This is a genomic window from Erysipelothrix amsterdamensis, assembly GCF_940143175.1.
Classification (GTDB): Bacteria; Bacillota_I; Bacilli_A; order Erysipelotrichales; family Erysipelotrichaceae; genus Erysipelothrix; species Erysipelothrix amsterdamensis.
The window spans coordinates 1,751,802-1,767,775 of the sequence record NZ_OW659496.1 but is presented as its reverse complement, the minus strand read 5'-3'; the positions used below and the strand labels follow the sequence as shown (position 1 = coordinate 1,767,775).

Sequence of the window (15,974 nt, the reverse complement as noted above, 5' to 3'; positions counted from 1 at the left end):
AAGGAGGAATAGAATGGCTCGAACAAAACAATTTAAAGCTGAATCAAAAAGGCTACTAGACTTAATGATTAATTCTATCTATACGAATAAGGAAATTTTCTTAAGAGAATTAATTTCAAATGCGAGTGATGCGGAAGATAAACTTTACTATAAATCTTTACAAGATACTTCAATTGAAATTAATAAAGAAGATTTGAAGATTGAAATAGAATTGGATGAGGAAAACCGTACCCTAACAATTCATGATTACGGTATTGGTATGACCGAGAAAGAATTGGAAACATACCTTGGTACAATTGCGAAAAGTGACTCTCACGCCTTTAAGAAGGCACTTGAAGAAGGTGATGATGCGGTCGATGTGATTGGTCAATTTGGTGTCGGATTTTATTCTGCATTCATGGTCAGTGATCATGTGGATGTAATCTCAAAAGCCTATGGCGAAGAAAAAGCATATAAATTTAGTTCTGATGGTTTAGACGGATTTAAAATTGAAGAAGCAGAACGTGAAAAACATGGTTCTACAATTATTTGTAAGATTAAAGACAATACGGATGATGAATTTTATGAACGTTTTATTGATGAATACACGATTAAGAACTTAGTAAAAACGTATTCTGATTACATCCGTTATCCAATTGAAATGAAAGTTGAAGGCGAGACTGAAGTCTTAAACTCAATGATACCAATTTGGAAACGCTCTAAAAATGATGTGACTGAAGAAGCATTGAATCAATTCTACAGAGATAAATTCCATGATTATGATGATCCATTTAAAACGATTCAAATGAAAGTCGAAGGTAATCCTTCCTTTGATGCGTTATTATTTATCCCTAAACATGTACCAATGGATTTCTACTCTCAATCATTTGAACCGGGACTCCAACTCTACAGTCGTGGCGTATTTATCATGGATCATAATAAGTCCTTAATTCCAGAAGAATTTAGATTTGTACGTGGTCTTGTGGACTCACCGGATTTAAATCTCAATATATCTCGTGAAATTTTACAACATGACCGTCAACTTGCTGCGATTTCAAAACGTATCGAACGGAAGATTAAAAGCGAATTAGAATTGATGATGAAAAATGATCGTGAGGCATATGAATCATTTTGGACTAATTTCGGACTATCCATTAAATACGGAATCTATACTTCATATGGATCGAAGAGTGATGCACTAAAAGATCTTGTTCTCTATAAGAGTTCTCATAGTGAAGATCTTGTATCATTCAAAGAGTATAAGGAACGTATGAAAGAGGATCAAGAAGAAATTTACTATGTCTCAGGCGAAAATGTAACGAAATGTGCTCATTTACCGCAAACGGAATTTGTTGTTTCTAAAGGATATGAAGTACTCTACTTCACTGATGAAATTGATGAATTTGCAATTCAAATGTTAAGAGAGTACGAGGGAAAAGCCTTTAAATCTATTAATCAAGGAGACTTAGATTTAGTTGATGAAGAAACTAAAAAATCAATTGAAGCGAAAAAAGAAAGTCACAAAGATTTAATTACAGCACTAAAAGAAACATTGAAAGATGAAGTTGATGATGTAACCTTGTCTACACGACTTGTAAACCATCCAGTGTGTCTTGTAAGTGAAGAGGGTGTATCCTTTGAGATGGAGAAAGTATTGAATGCAATTCCAGATCAAGGCGAACGTGTGAAAGCAAAACGCATTTTAGAAATTAACCCTGAACACCCATTATTGGAAGCTCTGGAGCGTGTGCATCAAGAGAAACCGGATGAACTCGGTGATTTCGCAACAATTCTATACGATCAAGCATGTCTTATTGAAGGACTACCAATCAAAGACCCTGTAACATTCTCAAAACGTGTTGCGGACTTAATGGTTGCATCCACAAAATAAATGTTCTACAAAACCCCTTTGTGTTTAATGAAGGGGTTTCTCTTATAATGAGAATAATAAAATTCTGTGGTTTCAGAATGATTGTGCTACAATAGATTTAGAAAAAGAGGATTTGTAATGCGAAGTGTAGGAGAAAATCTACTGAAATTTGTTCCTAATTTCACGGTAATTGATTTAGAAACAACAGGACGTAGTAATAAGTTTGAAGACATAACGGAATTAAGTGCTATAAAGTATCGAAACTATAAACAGGTCGATGCATTTTCCACATTGGTGAAACCAGATAATTCGATTCTTCCTTTCGTGGTAGAACTCACGGGAATTACGGAGGAGATGGTTTCAAGCGCACCCAAAATTAATGAGGTGATTAAACAATTCGTTGATTTTATTGGGTCGGATGTTATTTTGGGTCATAATGTCATGTTTGATTATGGTCTTGTCTATAATGCTTATCTCGAAACCGTTGGACTTCGTATGCATAATGATTACGTTGACACACTCCGCGTTTCAAGACTTCTAAATAAAGATTCTAAGAACCATAAATTGGAAACTTTATGTACTTATTTTGATGTTGAGCGATTAGTAGGTCATCGTGGTTCAGAAGACTGTCTTCAAACGGCAGAAGTCTATATAAAAATGAAAGATAAATACAAACGATTGCGACAAATTCAAAAAGAAAAAGCACCGCAAGTTTATCCAGTAGAGAAGGGGGTAGAGTGAATGAATGTTTATGATTTCGACAAAACCATCTATGATGGTGACAGTTCCATGGATTTCTATAAATACAATCTTAAGCGTGATAAATCCATCATCAAATTTTGGCCACGTCAGATAAAAGCTGCTGTTGACTACAAACGTGGAAAGATTGATAAGACCGACATGAAAACGGTATTTTATGAGTACTTTACAGCAATCCCAGATATAAAAAAACGCGTTTTAGAGTTTTGGGATGAACACCGTGAAAAAATTAAGCCATGGTATCTAGAGCAAAAACGTGATGATGATTTAATAATTTCAGCTTCACCAGAATTTATGCTTGAACCTATTTGTGATGAATTAGGGATTGCGTTGATCGCTTCAGTGGTCGATCCAAGTACGGGAAAAAATCTGAAGCATAATTGTTGGGGCGCTGAAAAAGTTGCTCGGATGGAAGCACACTATGATTTGGGTCTGATGGAGGCGTTTTATTCGGATTCATACTCCGATGATCCTTTAGCACAATATGCAGAGCATGCTTATCTTGTTGATGGAGATACAATTAAACCTTGGTAAACAGAAAACTGATTTTCTTTCTAAAAAGAGAGTCAGTTTTTTTTATTTCAATTATTATCGGTGAAAATATTGAAATTAGTGAAATAAGCGGTATAATTTGAAAAGTAAAGGAGGTCGCTATGTTTGAATGGGTAACAGGAAATGCACAACTTCAAGTTGTGACTTTGACTGAAAAAAGTTTAACATTAAATCAAAATGCTTCATCTCACTTTAAAGACAGCCAATATGTTTTGGTAGGATTTTCGAAAGATGGGCAGGTAGGCATCAAGCCAGTTACAAAACGCGATCTTGAACTGAATGTATATCCAGTTGAGAATTTGCATAAAATTTCAATTGGTAAAGGATATGCGAAAGTTAATAATAAGGCGTTGTGTGATTTAATCTCCGCTAAGGTAGGGAAAAATCTTGACGGTCAAAAGGTAATTGCGAATTATGACAAAAAGGAACGTGTTTTAACATTTGATTTGTCATCACTAAATGAAGAGGGAGTGATACTATGACATTAACGATGGATTGGGTATGGCTAATTGTTTGTTTAGGGATGTTGGTGCTTGAAGTAATCACGGTAGGAAATTTAGTTTCACTTTGGTTTTCATTTGGTGCGCTTGCAGCACTAGGTACAACATTTTTAACAGATAATGTAGCGGTACAGTTAGCGGTTTTCGCTATTGTAAGTGTTGCGGCACTAATTATGATTCGTCCAATGACAAAAAATCTCTTACGAGGAAATGTCGTTTCGACGAATGCAGATCGTTTAATTGGTCGTCAATTTATACTAAATGAAGAAATCAACCAAGATTCATGGGGAAAAATCAAGGTTCATGGTGAAGAGTGGTCTGCCACAACTGCAGATCAATCTACAATTTCAGCACATACACGGGTTGAAGTTATTGCTATTGAGGGTGTAAAATTAATTGTGAAAAGTGTAGAGGAGGCTTAACATGCCAGGAATAATTTTATTTTTAGTAATTTTAGCATTAGTATTAATAATTATAGGATATTGCATTCGTGTAATTCCACAATCAAATGCATATGTTGTAGAACGATTAGGTGCCTACAGTCATACACTTGATAAGGGAATGCATTTAATTCTTCCGTTTGTTGACCGTGTTGCGAATAAGGTTTCACTTAAGGAACGTGTTCAAGATTTTGCACCACAACCGGTTATCACTAAAGATAACGTTACAATGCAAATTGATACGGTTGTATATTTCCAAATTACAGATCCAGTATTGTATACATATGGAATTCATAACCCGATCAATGCAATCGAAAATCTTACAGCAACAACGCTACGTAATATTATCGGGGATTTAGAGTTAGACCAAACTTTAACGTCACGTGACATTATCAACTCCAAGATGCGAGCTATCTTAGATGAGGCAACGGATCCATGGGGGATTCGAGTTCAACGTGTTGAAGTTAAAAATATTATTCCACCACGTGATATTCAAGAAGCAATGGAGAAACAAATGCGTGCTGAACGTGAGCGTCGTGAGTCAATCTTACGCGCCGAGGGTGAAAAACGCTCTGCAATTCTTATTGCTGAAGGTGAAAAGGAATCTACAGTCCTCCGAGCTCAAGCCCATAAAGAAGCGATGATTACTGAAGCTGAGGGTGAGGCTCAAGCGATGGAACGCGTCTTTGATGCTCAATCAAAAGGTGCGCTACTGTTATCAACAATTGATCCAAACAGTGCATATCTAAAACTTAAGAGTTTTGAAGCATTTGAAAAAGCAGCAAATGGTCAGGCAACAAAAATTATTGTTCCATCTGATCTTCAAAACTTAGCTTCTGTATTAGCGTCTGGAAAAGAAATTATTAAATAATAAAGAAAGCCACTCTCAGAGTGGTTTTTTTATAGGCTTATTTTGGGATAACACATAATTATTAGTGGGTGATTAATATGGAATGTGATCGATGCGGCTTGAAAATCCAAAATGGAGCATGTAGGCGGTGCCTTTATTACAGTCAGTATCTCGTTGATCTCGACGTATGTGATGATTATGTCCAGGAGAGTATATGTACAATACCTTTTGAGTTGACTGTTTATCAGAAGGGCATCGCAAAACGATTATGTTCGCTCGTTGAACATAATGATGTTTTTCTTGAAGCGGTGTGTGGAGCTGGAAAGACAGAGATTTGTCTGCCGTTAATTGAGAAGACGCTTAAGGATAGAAAATGTGTATGCTGGGCCGTTCCAAGAAGGGAGATTGTTCTGGAACTTTTTGAACGATTTAAGTCTTATTTCAAAACACTTAAAATAGCTTGCGTATGTGGTGGAAGAACGAATGATGTTGTAGCTCCTTTCGTGATTTGCACAACACATCAGCTCTATCGATATTCGAAGCAGTTTGATCTGTTGATTTTAGATGAACCGGACGCGTTCCCATTTGCGAATAATGATTTGCTACTTAGGTTTGTGATTTATGCATGTAAGGGACGTATTGTTTATCTCAGTGCAACCTGTAATCAATTTTTAGAAGAACTGTGTCATTCTAAGGACGTCAAGCATCTCTATGCATCCCTTCGACCAAGTGGAAGACTGTTACCAATACCAATCTATATTCAAACATGTTTTCCGTTTCTACGAATGATGATTGAATATCGAAGAATAAAAAAAGATCATCTTCTTATTTTTGTACCGACTCGTAGAATCGCGAGAGTCCTTTCGCTTCTTTTAGGTGTGCCTTCAATCACCTCGCAGACCGAAAACCGTGAGGTATATCTTAACCACTTTAGAGAGTTTGGGGGAGTGTTGGTTTGTACTACGGTTTTGGAACGGGGTGTTACGTTCAAAAAATGTAATGTGTTTGTACTTTATGCTGATCACCCAATTTTTGATACAGCATCTTTAATTCAAATTGCAGGTCGTGTCGAACGGGGTATTAATCCTGTGAAAGGAGTGTGTATGTGTTTTTTTCTCGAATTGACACCATCATTGATAAAGTCAAAACGTGCTCTTGTGAATGCGAACAATCATGCGACATCTGTTTTGAAAAAATTGAAGTTAAGCCACTTCTCGACTCATTAATCGGTTCGAAAAATGAAGCGCTCTGTAACCTGTGTTATGAGCGCCTAAGGTGTAAAAAGTTTTATCGTGGAGACCTATCTTTCAAAACCTGTGTCCTATATGAGTATCGGGGTTTTATTCGAAACCTCATTCTCAGATATAAAGTTCATCATGATTACCATCTCAAAAAATATTTGTTTGAGTATCATCGTTTTTGGATTCAATTCCATTATTCCCGTTACGAATATGTTATCGCCCCATCTAATACAACTAATAGTAGTAAGCCCAATCATTTAGATCTTTTAGTAGATAAACTAGGGCTTAAACACAGCGGTATCAATCTTGTGAGCAATGCTCCGATTAAACAGGCTCTCTGTAACTCAAAAGACCGTCGTAAAATACGCGATCATATTGCACTCGAGAAATTACCTCAAAAAAGAACAACGAAGATTTTAATTATTGATGATATTGTGACAACTGGAAATACTTTAGAAGCTATAGCCGATCAAATCAAACCTTTTGTGGATCATATCGAAGCACTGTGCTTAGCGGGTACCCTTACAAACCATAAGTAAGCGATTTCACTTGCCTTTTAAGTACCTCTATCGTATAATTTTATTGAAATTAAAAGTATATAAATATGCTTAGAAAGGGTCTATACAATGAAGGGGAAAGTTAAAACATTTAACAAAAACAAAGGATTTGGTTTCATCACAGCAGAGGATGGACAAGACATATTTTTTCATTATACTCATCTGATTATGGAAGGATTTAAAACCATTGAAGAGGGTACTGAAGTTGAATTTGAACTTGTGGAATCTGAGCGCGGTTTGCAAGCACATAATATTGTGAGAATCTAGAGTAGAAAAGTTGGTTATGCCAACTTTTTTAGTTATGTATTCTGAATTCGTTATGTGTTACAATATCAAGGAATGGAGGCTTGAATTATGGCTGGATTTTTAAGTAATCTTTTTAGTGGCGATCGTAAGATTTTAAATGAAATTGAAAAAATTGCACATGAAATTGATGCGTTGGCAGAAGAGACGCGTGCTCTATCTGATGAAGCGTTAAAAGAAAAAACTAATGAATTTAAAAACCGTATTGCTCAAGGGGAAACTTTAGATGATCTTCTTGTGGAGGCTTATGCTGTTTCACGTGAGGCAGCTTACCGAGTTATTGGTGAATTCCCATATGTTGTTCAGCTTATGGGGGCTATAATTCTTCACCGCGGTGATATCGCGGAAATGAAGACTGGAGAAGGTAAAACATTAACAGCAATCATGCCTACTTACCTTAATGCATTAGAGGGTAAGGGAGTTCATGTTATTACAGTTAATGAGTATCTTGCTCAACGTGATGCGGAATGGATGGGAGAAATCCATCGTTTCTTAGGACTTACAGTCGGTATAAACGTACGTGCTTTATCACCTTCAGGTAAACGCGAAGTATATGAATGTGATATTACATATACAACAAACTCAGAAGTTGGTTTTGACTATCTTCGAGACAACATGGTTACTAAGGTTGAACAACGTGTATTGCGTCCTTTAAACTATGCACTTGTTGATGAGGTTGACTCGATTCTGATTGATGAGTCACGTACACCATTAATTATTTCGGGTGGAGCGCGTGATGGTGCTAAATTGTATGAATCATCGGATAAATTCGCAAAAAAATTAAGCGAAGGTTCAGACTATGTTATTGATGTGAAGTCAAAAACTGTTCAACTCACAGAAGCAGGTGTTGAAAAAGCTGAGCGCACTTTCAAAGTAGATAATCTATATGATCTTGATAATACCTCTTTGGTGCATCACATTAATAATGCATTAAAAGCTAACTACATTATGCTCAATGATATCGAGTATGTTGTACAAAATAACGAAGTTGTTATTGTTGACCAATTCACAGGACGATTGATGGAAGGTCGTGAGTATTCTGACGGACTACACCAAGCTTTATGTGCTAAAGAAGGCGTAACAATTAAACAAGAAACGGTTACACTGGCAACAGTTACTTACCAAAATTTCTTTAGACTATATAATAAACTATCCGGGATGACCGGTACTGCGAAAACTGAGGAAGAAGAATTCTTAGAAATCTATAACATGCGCGTTCTGGAAGTTCCAACAAACCGTCCAATCGCACGTGAAGATTTACCAGACCTCGTTTATGGTACACGTAAGGCAAAATTTGAAGCACTTATTGAAACTGTTCGTGAACTCAACGAAAAAGGCCAACCAGTTCTTGTAGGTACTGTTGCGGTTGAAACATCAGAATACTTAAGTATGATGATGAAGCAACGCAAGATTAAACATGAAGTATTAAATGCGAAAAACCATGCTCGTGAAGCTCAAATTATTGAGAAGGCAGGACGTAAAGGTTCTGTAACAATCGCGACCAACATGGCTGGGCGTGGTACTGATATTAAACTTGATGAAGAATCAAGAGCTCTTGGAGGACTTGCGGTTTTAGGTAGTGAACGCCATGAGTCACGTCGTATTGATAACCAGCTCCGTGGACGTTCAGGTCGTCAAGGAGACCCAGGGATGTCACGTTTCTTCGTTTCGTTTGAAGATGATTTAATGTTACGTCATGGTAGTGAACGTTTTGAAAATGTTTATAGCCAACTTGGGGATGTGGCAATTGAAAATAAAGTAATAACAAAACAAATTAGTGCTGCTCAACGCCGCGTTGAAGGAGTGAACTTTGATATCCGTAAAACACTTCTTGATTACGATGATGTGTTACGTCAACAACGTGAAATCATTTATGAACAACGTGATTATGTATTAGAAAACGAAGATGTTCATGGAATCATTAAAGAGATGTATAAGCGAGTTGTTTCAGATACAATCGCATCATATACAAATCTAGAATCAAGAGATTTCTCAATTGATAAAGAAGGACTTGTAGAAGCGTTGGATAAGCTGGGCTTAATCGATGACTCATTTGACCAAGCGTCTCTAGATAATGCATCTCAAGAAGAAATTCAAACAATTATTACAGATGCAGCTTGGGAAAAATATGAAATTAAAATTACAGATGTACAAGATCAGTTTACACGTGTTGAAAAAGAAGTTGTGCTCAACATGATTGATCGCTCATGGGTTGATCATATTGATGCTATGAGTAAATTACGAGAAGGAATTCATTTGCGCTCATATGCTCAAGATAAGCCACTTCAAGCGTATGTGACTGAAGGATTTGAAATGTTCGAAGAAATGTTAGGACAAATTGCACAAGACATTGTTATGTTCTGTGTAAATGTAAAGATTGAATACAGACAATAGATAGGGTGATACGATGGAATTATTTGAAATAGCACAGATTGTTGACTCAACAACATCTGATTTGAAAGCACTTGGTGATTCACTTTGACTTAGCTCAAAAAGAAGCTAAAATCAAAGAACTCGAATCAGAAATGGTTGAAGACGGTTTTTGGGATGACCATAGACACAGTTCACAACACATTCAAAAGCTGAATCAATTAAAAAAAGTCGTTGAAACACATCACGATTTACTCGAACGATTGATGTCATGCTCTGACAGTATTCTTTTATTAAAAGAAGAAGCGGATGAGGAGTTTCAGAACTCACTAGAAGTAGAAGTTAAAGAAATCCAAAAAGAAATGGAATCTTTCTCAGTACTTGTACTTCTAAGTCATGATTATGATCAAAAAAATGCAATTGTTGAAATTCATCCGGGTGCCGGAGGAACAGAGAGCCAAGATTTCGCAGAAATGCTTTATCGTATGTACACACGATGGGCGCAAGATCATGGTTTTAAAATCAGTGTTCTTAACTATCTTGATGGTGACGAGGCCGGATTAAAATCTGTTTCCTTTTCAGTATCGGGTATGTTTGCCTACGGTTATTTAAAAGCAGAGAAAGGTGTTCATCGTCTTGTTAGAATCAGTCCTTTCGATTCATCAGGACGACGTCACACTTCCTTTGCATCTGTAGATGTAGCACCTGAATTTGACAACAGTATTGAAATTACAATTTTACCGGAAGACATCGATGTCGATACGATGCGTGCTACCGGTGCTGGGGGTCAACATGTTAATAAGACAGACTCTGCAGTACGGATAACACACAAAAAAACAGGTATCGTAGTAACTTGTCAAGCAGGAAGAAGTCAACTTCAAAATAGAGAAGAAGCATTAATGATGCTGAAAAGTAAGTTGTACCAACGAGAAATCGAAGAAAAGCAAGCACAGCTTGCAGCAATAAAAGGTGAACATAAGTTAATCGAATGGGGTTCTCAAATTCGTTCTTATGTAGCTCACCCTTATACAATGGTTAAAGATCATCGCACTAAATTTGAAACAAGCCAATATGGTGACGTATTAGATGGTGACATTGATGATTTTATTGAAGCATTTTTGAAAATGAATGTAGGAGTATAGAATGGATCGTATAAAAGAACATTTAAGCGACTTGCTATTTTTACTTCTAGGAAACTTTGTACTCGCGGTAGCAGTAACGTTTTTTATACTACCCAATAATATTCTTTCTGGGGGCGTATCGGGAGTATCCGTTGCGCTTTACCCATTTTTAGGGATTGAAAAAGAATTGATGATTAATATTATATATGCATCGTCGTTTTTATTAGGGTTGGTTTTCTTAGGTAAGCGATTTGCGATTAAAACGCTAGCGAGCACAATATTATCCCCGCTGTTAATTAATATTCTATCATCTGTTGGTTATGCACCAGAAGTAGACCCAATTCTTGCCTCTATTTTTGGAGGAGCACTCATGGGAGTTGGATTAGGATTAACATTTAGAACGGGCGCAAGTACTGGTGGTATGGATATTCCACCATTAATTCTATCGAAATATACAGGAATCAAGGTTTCTGTATGGATTGCACTCATTGATACCATTACAGTTCTTTTGGGACTTAAAAGTTATGGCTTAAATAATGTTTTAATTGGATTTTTATCAATATTTACCTCAGCAATAGCGATTGATAAGATTCAGATGATTTCTGGTGAACAAGCTAAACAAGTGTTTATCATAACAAATGAGGTTAATGAAGTTTTAAATCGAATTCATACTATGATTGATCGGGGATCAACACGTATTCCTGCAACAGGTGGTTATACAAATGAATCTCGAGAAATTATTTTAACAGTATTAATGAAAGACCAATATGTTGAACTCGAACGTCTAGTTAAAGAGGTTGACCCAAATGCATTTTTGATTGTGTCAGATGCAACAGAAGTTCATGGAAAAGGTTTTATGAAGGCTTCAATCACATAGCCTACCATACTTTTTCACATTATGGTCATAAACGGTGTGGTATAATAACACATGATAAAAGGAGTGAGTTGATCGATGTTATATTTCGAAAATGTATCAAAACAGTATAAAAACGGTGTTAACGCGCTCTATAATATTAATCTTGGAATTGAACAAGGCGAATTTGTTTATATTATTGGACCAACAGGTTCAGGGAAATCAACGATGATTCGTCTTTTAAATGGTGAAGAAATACCTACGAAAGGGACCGTAAAAGTTGGGAAATTTAATGTAGGTAAATTAAAACACTCGAAAGTGCCGTTGTATCGACGACATATCGGAGTAGTATTTCAGGACTTTAAATTATTAGAACGTAAAACAGTATTTGAAAATATTGCTTTTGCACTTGAAGTTGTAAACACGCCACGCGTTGAATTGCGTAAGCGCGTACGAGAAGTTTTAAGACTTGTTGATTTAACTGAAAAAGCAAATGCGTATCCAAATGAATTATCAGGAGGTCAACAACAACGTGTTGCCATTGGCCGAGCTATTGCAAATAGACCTAAGGTTTTAATTTGTGATGAGCCTACAGGAAATCTTGATCCAGATAAATCCACGGAAATTATTCATTTATTAGAACGTATTAATCAAGAAGAAGCAACAACAGTCGTAATGGTCACACACGATGTTGAAATTGTTAATAAAAATAAAAAACGTACAATTGCTTTAGATGAAGGTCACTTAGTGGCTGATTTGACTGCGGGAGGATATATCAACCATGGGTAGAGTCTGGCGTCATATCAAAGATGGTATTACAGGTGTTACACGACACTTTGCATTATCACTATCAAGTATTTCATCAGTTACTGTGACACTGTTATTAATGTCTATATTTCTATTTTTAAGTGTAAATATTAGTACAATCACAAGATCAATGGAGCAAAGTGTTCAAATTCATGCTCAGATTTCAAATGATTTTGAAGAAAAGTCACAGATTAATGAGATTCAAAAACAGATTGAACAATTACCCGAAGTTTTAGATGTTAAGTTCTCTTCAAAAGAAAATGAACTGGATGCATTTATTAGAGCCAATGATTCAGAAGATGCAGAAAGCCTTTATGGTGGGTATCGTGGTGAAAACAATCCGATGTTAAATGCCTTTTTGATCAATGCAAAATCAGGTGATGAAATTAAAGATTTATCAAATAAAATTGCGAAAATCGAAGGTGTATACAAAACAAGTTACGGTGGAAGTGGAACGACTGATTTCCTTGGTATGCTTGAACAAGTTCGAAATGTTGGATTTATTATCGTAGTCACACTTGCTGTGATTGCAGTATTTTTAATTTCAAATACGATTCGTGTATCAATTCATTCACGTCGTCGTGAAATTAGTATTATGAGAACGGTCGGAGCAACCAATTGGTACATCCGTTGGCCGTTTATCATCGAGGGGATGGTAATTGGATTATTGGGAGCAATAATTCCAATTGTTATATCGATATTTGGATATCAATACTTATATCAAGCAACAGGCGGTATTCTAATTTCGCAAATGTTTAAATTGGTTGCGGTCTATCCATTATCACTACAAATCTCAGGGATTCTCGCTTTAATTGGAATCGTTGTAGGAGCATTGGGAAGTCTCTTCTCAGTAGGTAAATTCTTAAGGTGGTCACGATGAAAAAAATTTTCAGAAATGTTATAATCATATTAGTAGTTGTATTAATGCTTGCTGGGGTGTTGGCACCTGTTTTTGTAACGGTCCCAATTTACGCTGAAGATATTGAATCGCTTGAAAATTCAATTGCCGAACGTGAAAAAGAGCTCGAGGCGCAAAAGTCGAAACAGGCTAATATTAAAGAACAACTTTCTGAAGAAGTCGCTAAGTTGGACGATTATCGCCAACAAATCAAAAATCTAGAAGCTGAAATTGAGTCTATGAAGACAGCAATCGCAACTTCTGAAGAAGAAATTAAACGCCTTCAAGCAAGTATTGAAGAAAGAGCAAAAAAGATTAAAGAAACGGAAGAAAAGGTTAAGGGCTATATGGTCAATGCCCAATCTTCTACCCGTGTAAATGGATACTTTGAATTTGTAATGGGTGCTGAAGACTTTGCTGAGATGGTTCGTCGTCTCGAAGGTATGGGAGCCATCAAACGTTATAATGAAGATTTAATTCGTGAAATGAATGAAATAAAAGCTGAGTTAGAAGCGGATAAAGCAAAACAAGAAGAAGAAAAACAAGCAATTGTACTTCGCAAGGAAGCTTCGGAACTACAAAAGGAAGAAGCGAAACTTCTTGAAGAACGTGTTCGTGCTGTTATTTCTGAACTTCACCAAAAAGAAAAAGAAGCTCAGGAACAAATCGCAAGCATCAATGATAAGAATAAAGAAGATGAAGAAAAGATTAAACAAATGCAAATTCCATCTACGCCTGGAACAGGCGGTAATGGGTTTACACTTCCGCTTCCTTCAGGTTCATTTGACGTAACGGCTGATGTTTGGCATTATCCTGCTGAATATGGTGGCAGTGCTCATGCTGGTGTTGACTTAGGTGTTAATCAGGGGACATCGGTATTTGCGGTTGGTAATGGACTTATTGTTTCAACCAATTCCGGATGTTATCAAGGTAACTGGAGTTGTGGTGGTGGATATGGAAACTACATTTCTTATATTGTAAATGTAGGGGGACATAACTACGGTATTCTTGTGGCCCATCTATCGAGCGTATCTGTATCACGAAATCAAGTTGTTTCCGCTGGAAGTCTAATTGGATATTCTGGAAACACAGGTGCTTCAACTGGACCACATCTTCATGTTGAGACCATTGACATGGGACCTGGAACAGTTCTAGATGCTTGGAATCGCTGGAATGGTGACCCTCAATTTGGAACAGGACCGGCCTCTTATGGTGGTCGACGTTGTGATCAAGGCTATGGTGTACCATGCCGACTTTATCCACGTCAAACATTAGGAATTTAATTATAGAAAAAAGTACAAATATCCGTTTGTACTTTCTTTGCCTAGGATCCTACTCGTCTATGATTTGTTCATAGTTCTGCACTATTACGAAATAGGAGTGATTGTATGAAAAAAATAATCAAAAATGGACTGTGTATATTTCTTGCCTTGTTTGTACTTGGTGGAACGCTAACACCTGCTCTTAGTACAACGGTGTTTGCTGTGTCATCAGAGACGACAAAAGAACAAGAAGAACGACGCGCACAAATTGAAGAAAACAAGAAAAAATTAAGTGCGCTTGAAGGATCTCAAAAGGATATTAAGGCAAACTTAACTGAGGAAATGAAAAATCTTAGTGGATATAAAGAACAAATTTCTAGTCTCGATGCGAAAATCAAAGAAATTGAAGGAGAAATCCGTGTTTCAGAGGCACAAATCGTGCAACTGCAAAAATCTATTGATGATCGCCAAGCAAAAATTGAGGAGACTGACGTTAAGGTTAAGTCCTATATGCTTAATGCGCAATCCGCAACGCGTGTTAATGGTTACTTCGAATTTATGATGACTGGCGAAGATTTTTCGCAAATCGTTCGACGATTTGAAGTGTTAAGTTCAATCAAACGTTATAATGAAGAACTAGTACGATCAATTTACAAGATTAAACTTGAACTTGAGGCTGATAAAAAACTTCAAGAAGTTGAACGCGAAGAAATTAAACTCCACAAAGAAGATATTGAACTTCAAAAAGAAACTGCAAAAATATATGAGAAACATGTTGAGGAAATTGTAAAAGAACTTCAAAAACAAGAAGCAGAGTTACAAGATGAACTTGATGAAATAAAATATGTTAATGCGGGTCATGAAAGTCAAATTAAAGCATTAGCTGAACAGCTCGCAAATGAACTTGCGCAAGAACAAAACAATAATAATTCAGGTTCAGAGGGTTCAAATGGTGGCGAGTCATCGGGAGAATCTTCAGGAAACGGTTCTACGGGTGGTGAATCGAGTGGAGGAGGTTCTACAGGCGGTGGTTCTACAGGTGGTGGATCTACAGGTGGTGGTTCAACCAGTGGTTTTTCACTTCCTTTAGACCCCGGAGTTTATCGTGTTGGAAATAGTGTTTGGGCTTATGAATGGGGTTCACCTCATATGGGTGTAGACTTAGAGGTCTATTACGGTAACAATGCTCGATCTGTAGGAACCGGAATGGTTGTTGCTACAAATTCAGGGTGTTCTGAAGGTAATTGGAACTGTGGTGGAGGGTATGGAAACTATATCTCTTACCTGGTTCATGTTAACGGTCAAAATTACGGAATTCTATTTGCCCACTTGAGTGCTGTATACGTTTCGGAAGGACAGATTGTTCATCCAGGTTCAGTCCTTGGATTAACAGGGAATACGGGAGCGTCAACAGGACCTCACTTACATGTGGAAACAATTAATATGGGTGGTGGATCCATTTATGATGCCTGGAGTCTATGGGCTGAGAACAGTACTATGAACTTTGGAACGGGTTCCGCAAGCAGTGGTGGTCGAAGATGTGATCAAGGATATGGTGTACCATGTCGCTTACATCCGCAATCAACACTAGGACTTTACTAAAACAAAATAA

General features: G+C 36.9%; 16 protein-coding genes. All 16 read left to right on the top strand.

Features of this window, described 5'->3' with window-relative positions; genetic code table 11:
- The first annotated feature begins 13 nt into the window (after positions 1-13).
- The 16 genes from htpG (at position 14) to NMG63_RS08360 (ending at position 15,964) form a co-directional block, all read left to right on the top strand.
- The gene (gene htpG, locus NMG63_RS08435) at positions 14-1,870 is read left to right on the top strand and encodes a molecular chaperone HtpG (protein ID WP_254006954.1); all 1,857 of its coding nucleotides are present in this window, start codon (positions 14-16) and stop codon (positions 1,868-1,870) included.
- A gap of 117 nt (positions 1,871-1,987) precedes the next feature.
- On the top strand, positions 1,988-2,590 hold the full coding sequence (locus NMG63_RS08430; protein WP_254006953.1) for a 3'-5' exonuclease: 603 nt from the start codon (positions 1,988-1,990) through the stop codon (positions 2,588-2,590).
- Positions 2,591-3,142 (top strand): haloacid dehalogenase-like hydrolase, encoded by a 552-nt coding sequence (locus NMG63_RS08425; RefSeq protein WP_254006952.1) that lies wholly within the window; start codon positions 2,591-2,593, stop codon positions 3,140-3,142.
- 119 nt (positions 3,143-3,261) lie between these two features.
- Positions 3,262-3,642, top strand: coding sequence for a hypothetical protein (locus NMG63_RS08420; protein ID WP_013853417.1), 381 nt, complete (start codon positions 3,262-3,264; stop codon positions 3,640-3,642).
- Positions 3,639-4,082, top strand: coding sequence for an NfeD family protein (locus tag NMG63_RS08415; RefSeq protein ID WP_003774412.1), 444 nt, complete (start codon positions 3,639-3,641; stop codon positions 4,080-4,082). The genes NMG63_RS08420 and NMG63_RS08415 overlap by 4 nt, the downstream gene beginning before the upstream one ends.
- Position 4,083: 1 nt before the next feature.
- Positions 4,084-4,971, top strand: coding sequence for an SPFH domain-containing protein (locus tag NMG63_RS08410; RefSeq protein ID WP_254006951.1), 888 nt, complete (start codon positions 4,084-4,086; stop codon positions 4,969-4,971).
- Positions 4,972-5,048: 77 nt separating this feature from the next.
- Positions 5,049-6,176 (top strand): DEAD/DEAH box helicase, encoded by a 1,128-nt coding sequence (locus NMG63_RS08405; RefSeq protein ID WP_254006950.1) that lies wholly within the window; start codon positions 5,049-5,051, stop codon positions 6,174-6,176.
- Between the two features lie 173 nt (positions 6,177-6,349).
- Entirely contained in the window at positions 6,350-6,730 is a 381-nt protein-coding gene (locus tag NMG63_RS08400) for a phosphoribosyltransferase family protein (protein ID WP_254006949.1), read from the top strand.
- An 87-nt stretch (positions 6,731-6,817) separates the two neighbouring features.
- The gene (locus NMG63_RS08395; protein ID WP_003774419.1) at positions 6,818-7,015 is read left to right on the top strand and encodes a cold-shock protein; all 198 of its coding nucleotides are present in this window, start codon (positions 6,818-6,820) and stop codon (positions 7,013-7,015) included.
- 87 nt (positions 7,016-7,102) lie between these two features.
- Positions 7,103-9,445 carry a preprotein translocase subunit SecA gene (secA, locus tag NMG63_RS08390; RefSeq protein ID WP_254006948.1) on the top strand — a complete coding sequence of 781 codons (2,343 nt, stop codon included), beginning with the start codon at positions 7,103-7,105 and terminating at the stop codon, positions 9,443-9,445.
- Positions 9,446-9,458: 13 nt separating this feature from the next.
- Positions 9,459-10,563, top strand: a protein-coding gene (gene prfB / locus NMG63_RS08385) for a peptide chain release factor 2 (protein WP_110899907.1) whose coding sequence is annotated in 2 segments (ribosomal slippage) — positions 9,459-9,530 and positions 9,532-10,563 — 1,104 coding nt in all. Because the reading frame shifts where the segments join, the coding sequence is not laid out codon by codon here.
- A 1-nt stretch (position 10,564) separates the two neighbouring features.
- Positions 10,565-11,419: a YitT family protein gene (locus NMG63_RS08380; protein WP_003774425.1), complete on the top strand. Its 855-nt coding sequence runs from the start codon at positions 10,565-10,567 to the stop codon at positions 11,417-11,419.
- Between the two features lie 75 nt (positions 11,420-11,494).
- The gene (ftsE, locus tag NMG63_RS08375) at positions 11,495-12,184 is read left to right on the top strand and encodes a cell division ATP-binding protein FtsE (protein ID WP_003774426.1); all 690 of its coding nucleotides are present in this window, start codon (positions 11,495-11,497) and stop codon (positions 12,182-12,184) included.
- Complete coding sequence (gene ftsX, locus NMG63_RS08370; protein WP_115355107.1) at positions 12,177-13,082, top strand: permease-like cell division protein FtsX; 906 nt, start codon at positions 12,177-12,179, stop codon at positions 13,080-13,082. Before ftsE ends, ftsX begins: the two co-directional genes overlap by 8 nt.
- Positions 13,079-14,383 (top strand): murein hydrolase activator EnvC family protein, encoded by a 1,305-nt coding sequence (locus tag NMG63_RS08365; protein ID WP_254006947.1) that lies wholly within the window; start codon positions 13,079-13,081, stop codon positions 14,381-14,383. Before ftsX ends, NMG63_RS08365 begins: the two co-directional genes overlap by 4 nt.
- Before the next feature lie 105 nt (positions 14,384-14,488).
- A complete protein-coding gene (locus NMG63_RS08360; protein WP_254006946.1) occupies positions 14,489-15,964 on the top strand; it encodes a murein hydrolase activator EnvC family protein in 1,476 nt (491 codons plus the stop codon).
- Positions 15,965-15,974: the final 10 nt, after the last annotated feature.

Coding starts and splice junctions, on each gene's coding strand:
- NMG63_RS08425 (WP_254006952.1), top strand. CDS start 2,591: ATGAATGTTTATGATTTCGACAAAACCATCTATGATGGTGACAGTTCC.
- htpG (WP_254006954.1), top strand. CDS start 14: ATGGCTCGAACAAAACAATTTAAAGCTGAATCAAAAAGGCTACTAGAC.
- NMG63_RS08405 (WP_254006950.1), top strand. CDS start 5,049: ATGGAATGTGATCGATGCGGCTTGAAAATCCAAAATGGAGCATGTAGG.
- NMG63_RS08430 (WP_254006953.1), top strand. CDS start 1,988: ATGCGAAGTGTAGGAGAAAATCTACTGAAATTTGTTCCTAATTTCACG.
- NMG63_RS08415 (WP_003774412.1), top strand. CDS start 3,639: ATGACATTAACGATGGATTGGGTATGGCTAATTGTTTGTTTAGGGATG.
- NMG63_RS08365 (WP_254006947.1), top strand. CDS start 13,079: ATGAAAAAAATTTTCAGAAATGTTATAATCATATTAGTAGTTGTATTA.
- NMG63_RS08420 (WP_013853417.1), top strand. CDS start 3,262: ATGTTTGAATGGGTAACAGGAAATGCACAACTTCAAGTTGTGACTTTG.
- NMG63_RS08380 (WP_003774425.1), top strand. CDS start 10,565: ATGGATCGTATAAAAGAACATTTAAGCGACTTGCTATTTTTACTTCTA.
- NMG63_RS08410 (WP_254006951.1), top strand. CDS start 4,084: ATGCCAGGAATAATTTTATTTTTAGTAATTTTAGCATTAGTATTAATA.
- NMG63_RS08395 (WP_003774419.1), top strand. CDS start 6,818: ATGAAGGGGAAAGTTAAAACATTTAACAAAAACAAAGGATTTGGTTTC.
- secA (WP_254006948.1), top strand. CDS start 7,103: ATGGCTGGATTTTTAAGTAATCTTTTTAGTGGCGATCGTAAGATTTTA.
- ftsE (WP_003774426.1), top strand. CDS start 11,495: ATGTTATATTTCGAAAATGTATCAAAACAGTATAAAAACGGTGTTAAC.
- NMG63_RS08360 (WP_254006946.1), top strand. CDS start 14,489: ATGAAAAAAATAATCAAAAATGGACTGTGTATATTTCTTGCCTTGTTT.
- ftsX (WP_115355107.1), top strand. CDS start 12,177: ATGGGTAGAGTCTGGCGTCATATCAAAGATGGTATTACAGGTGTTACA.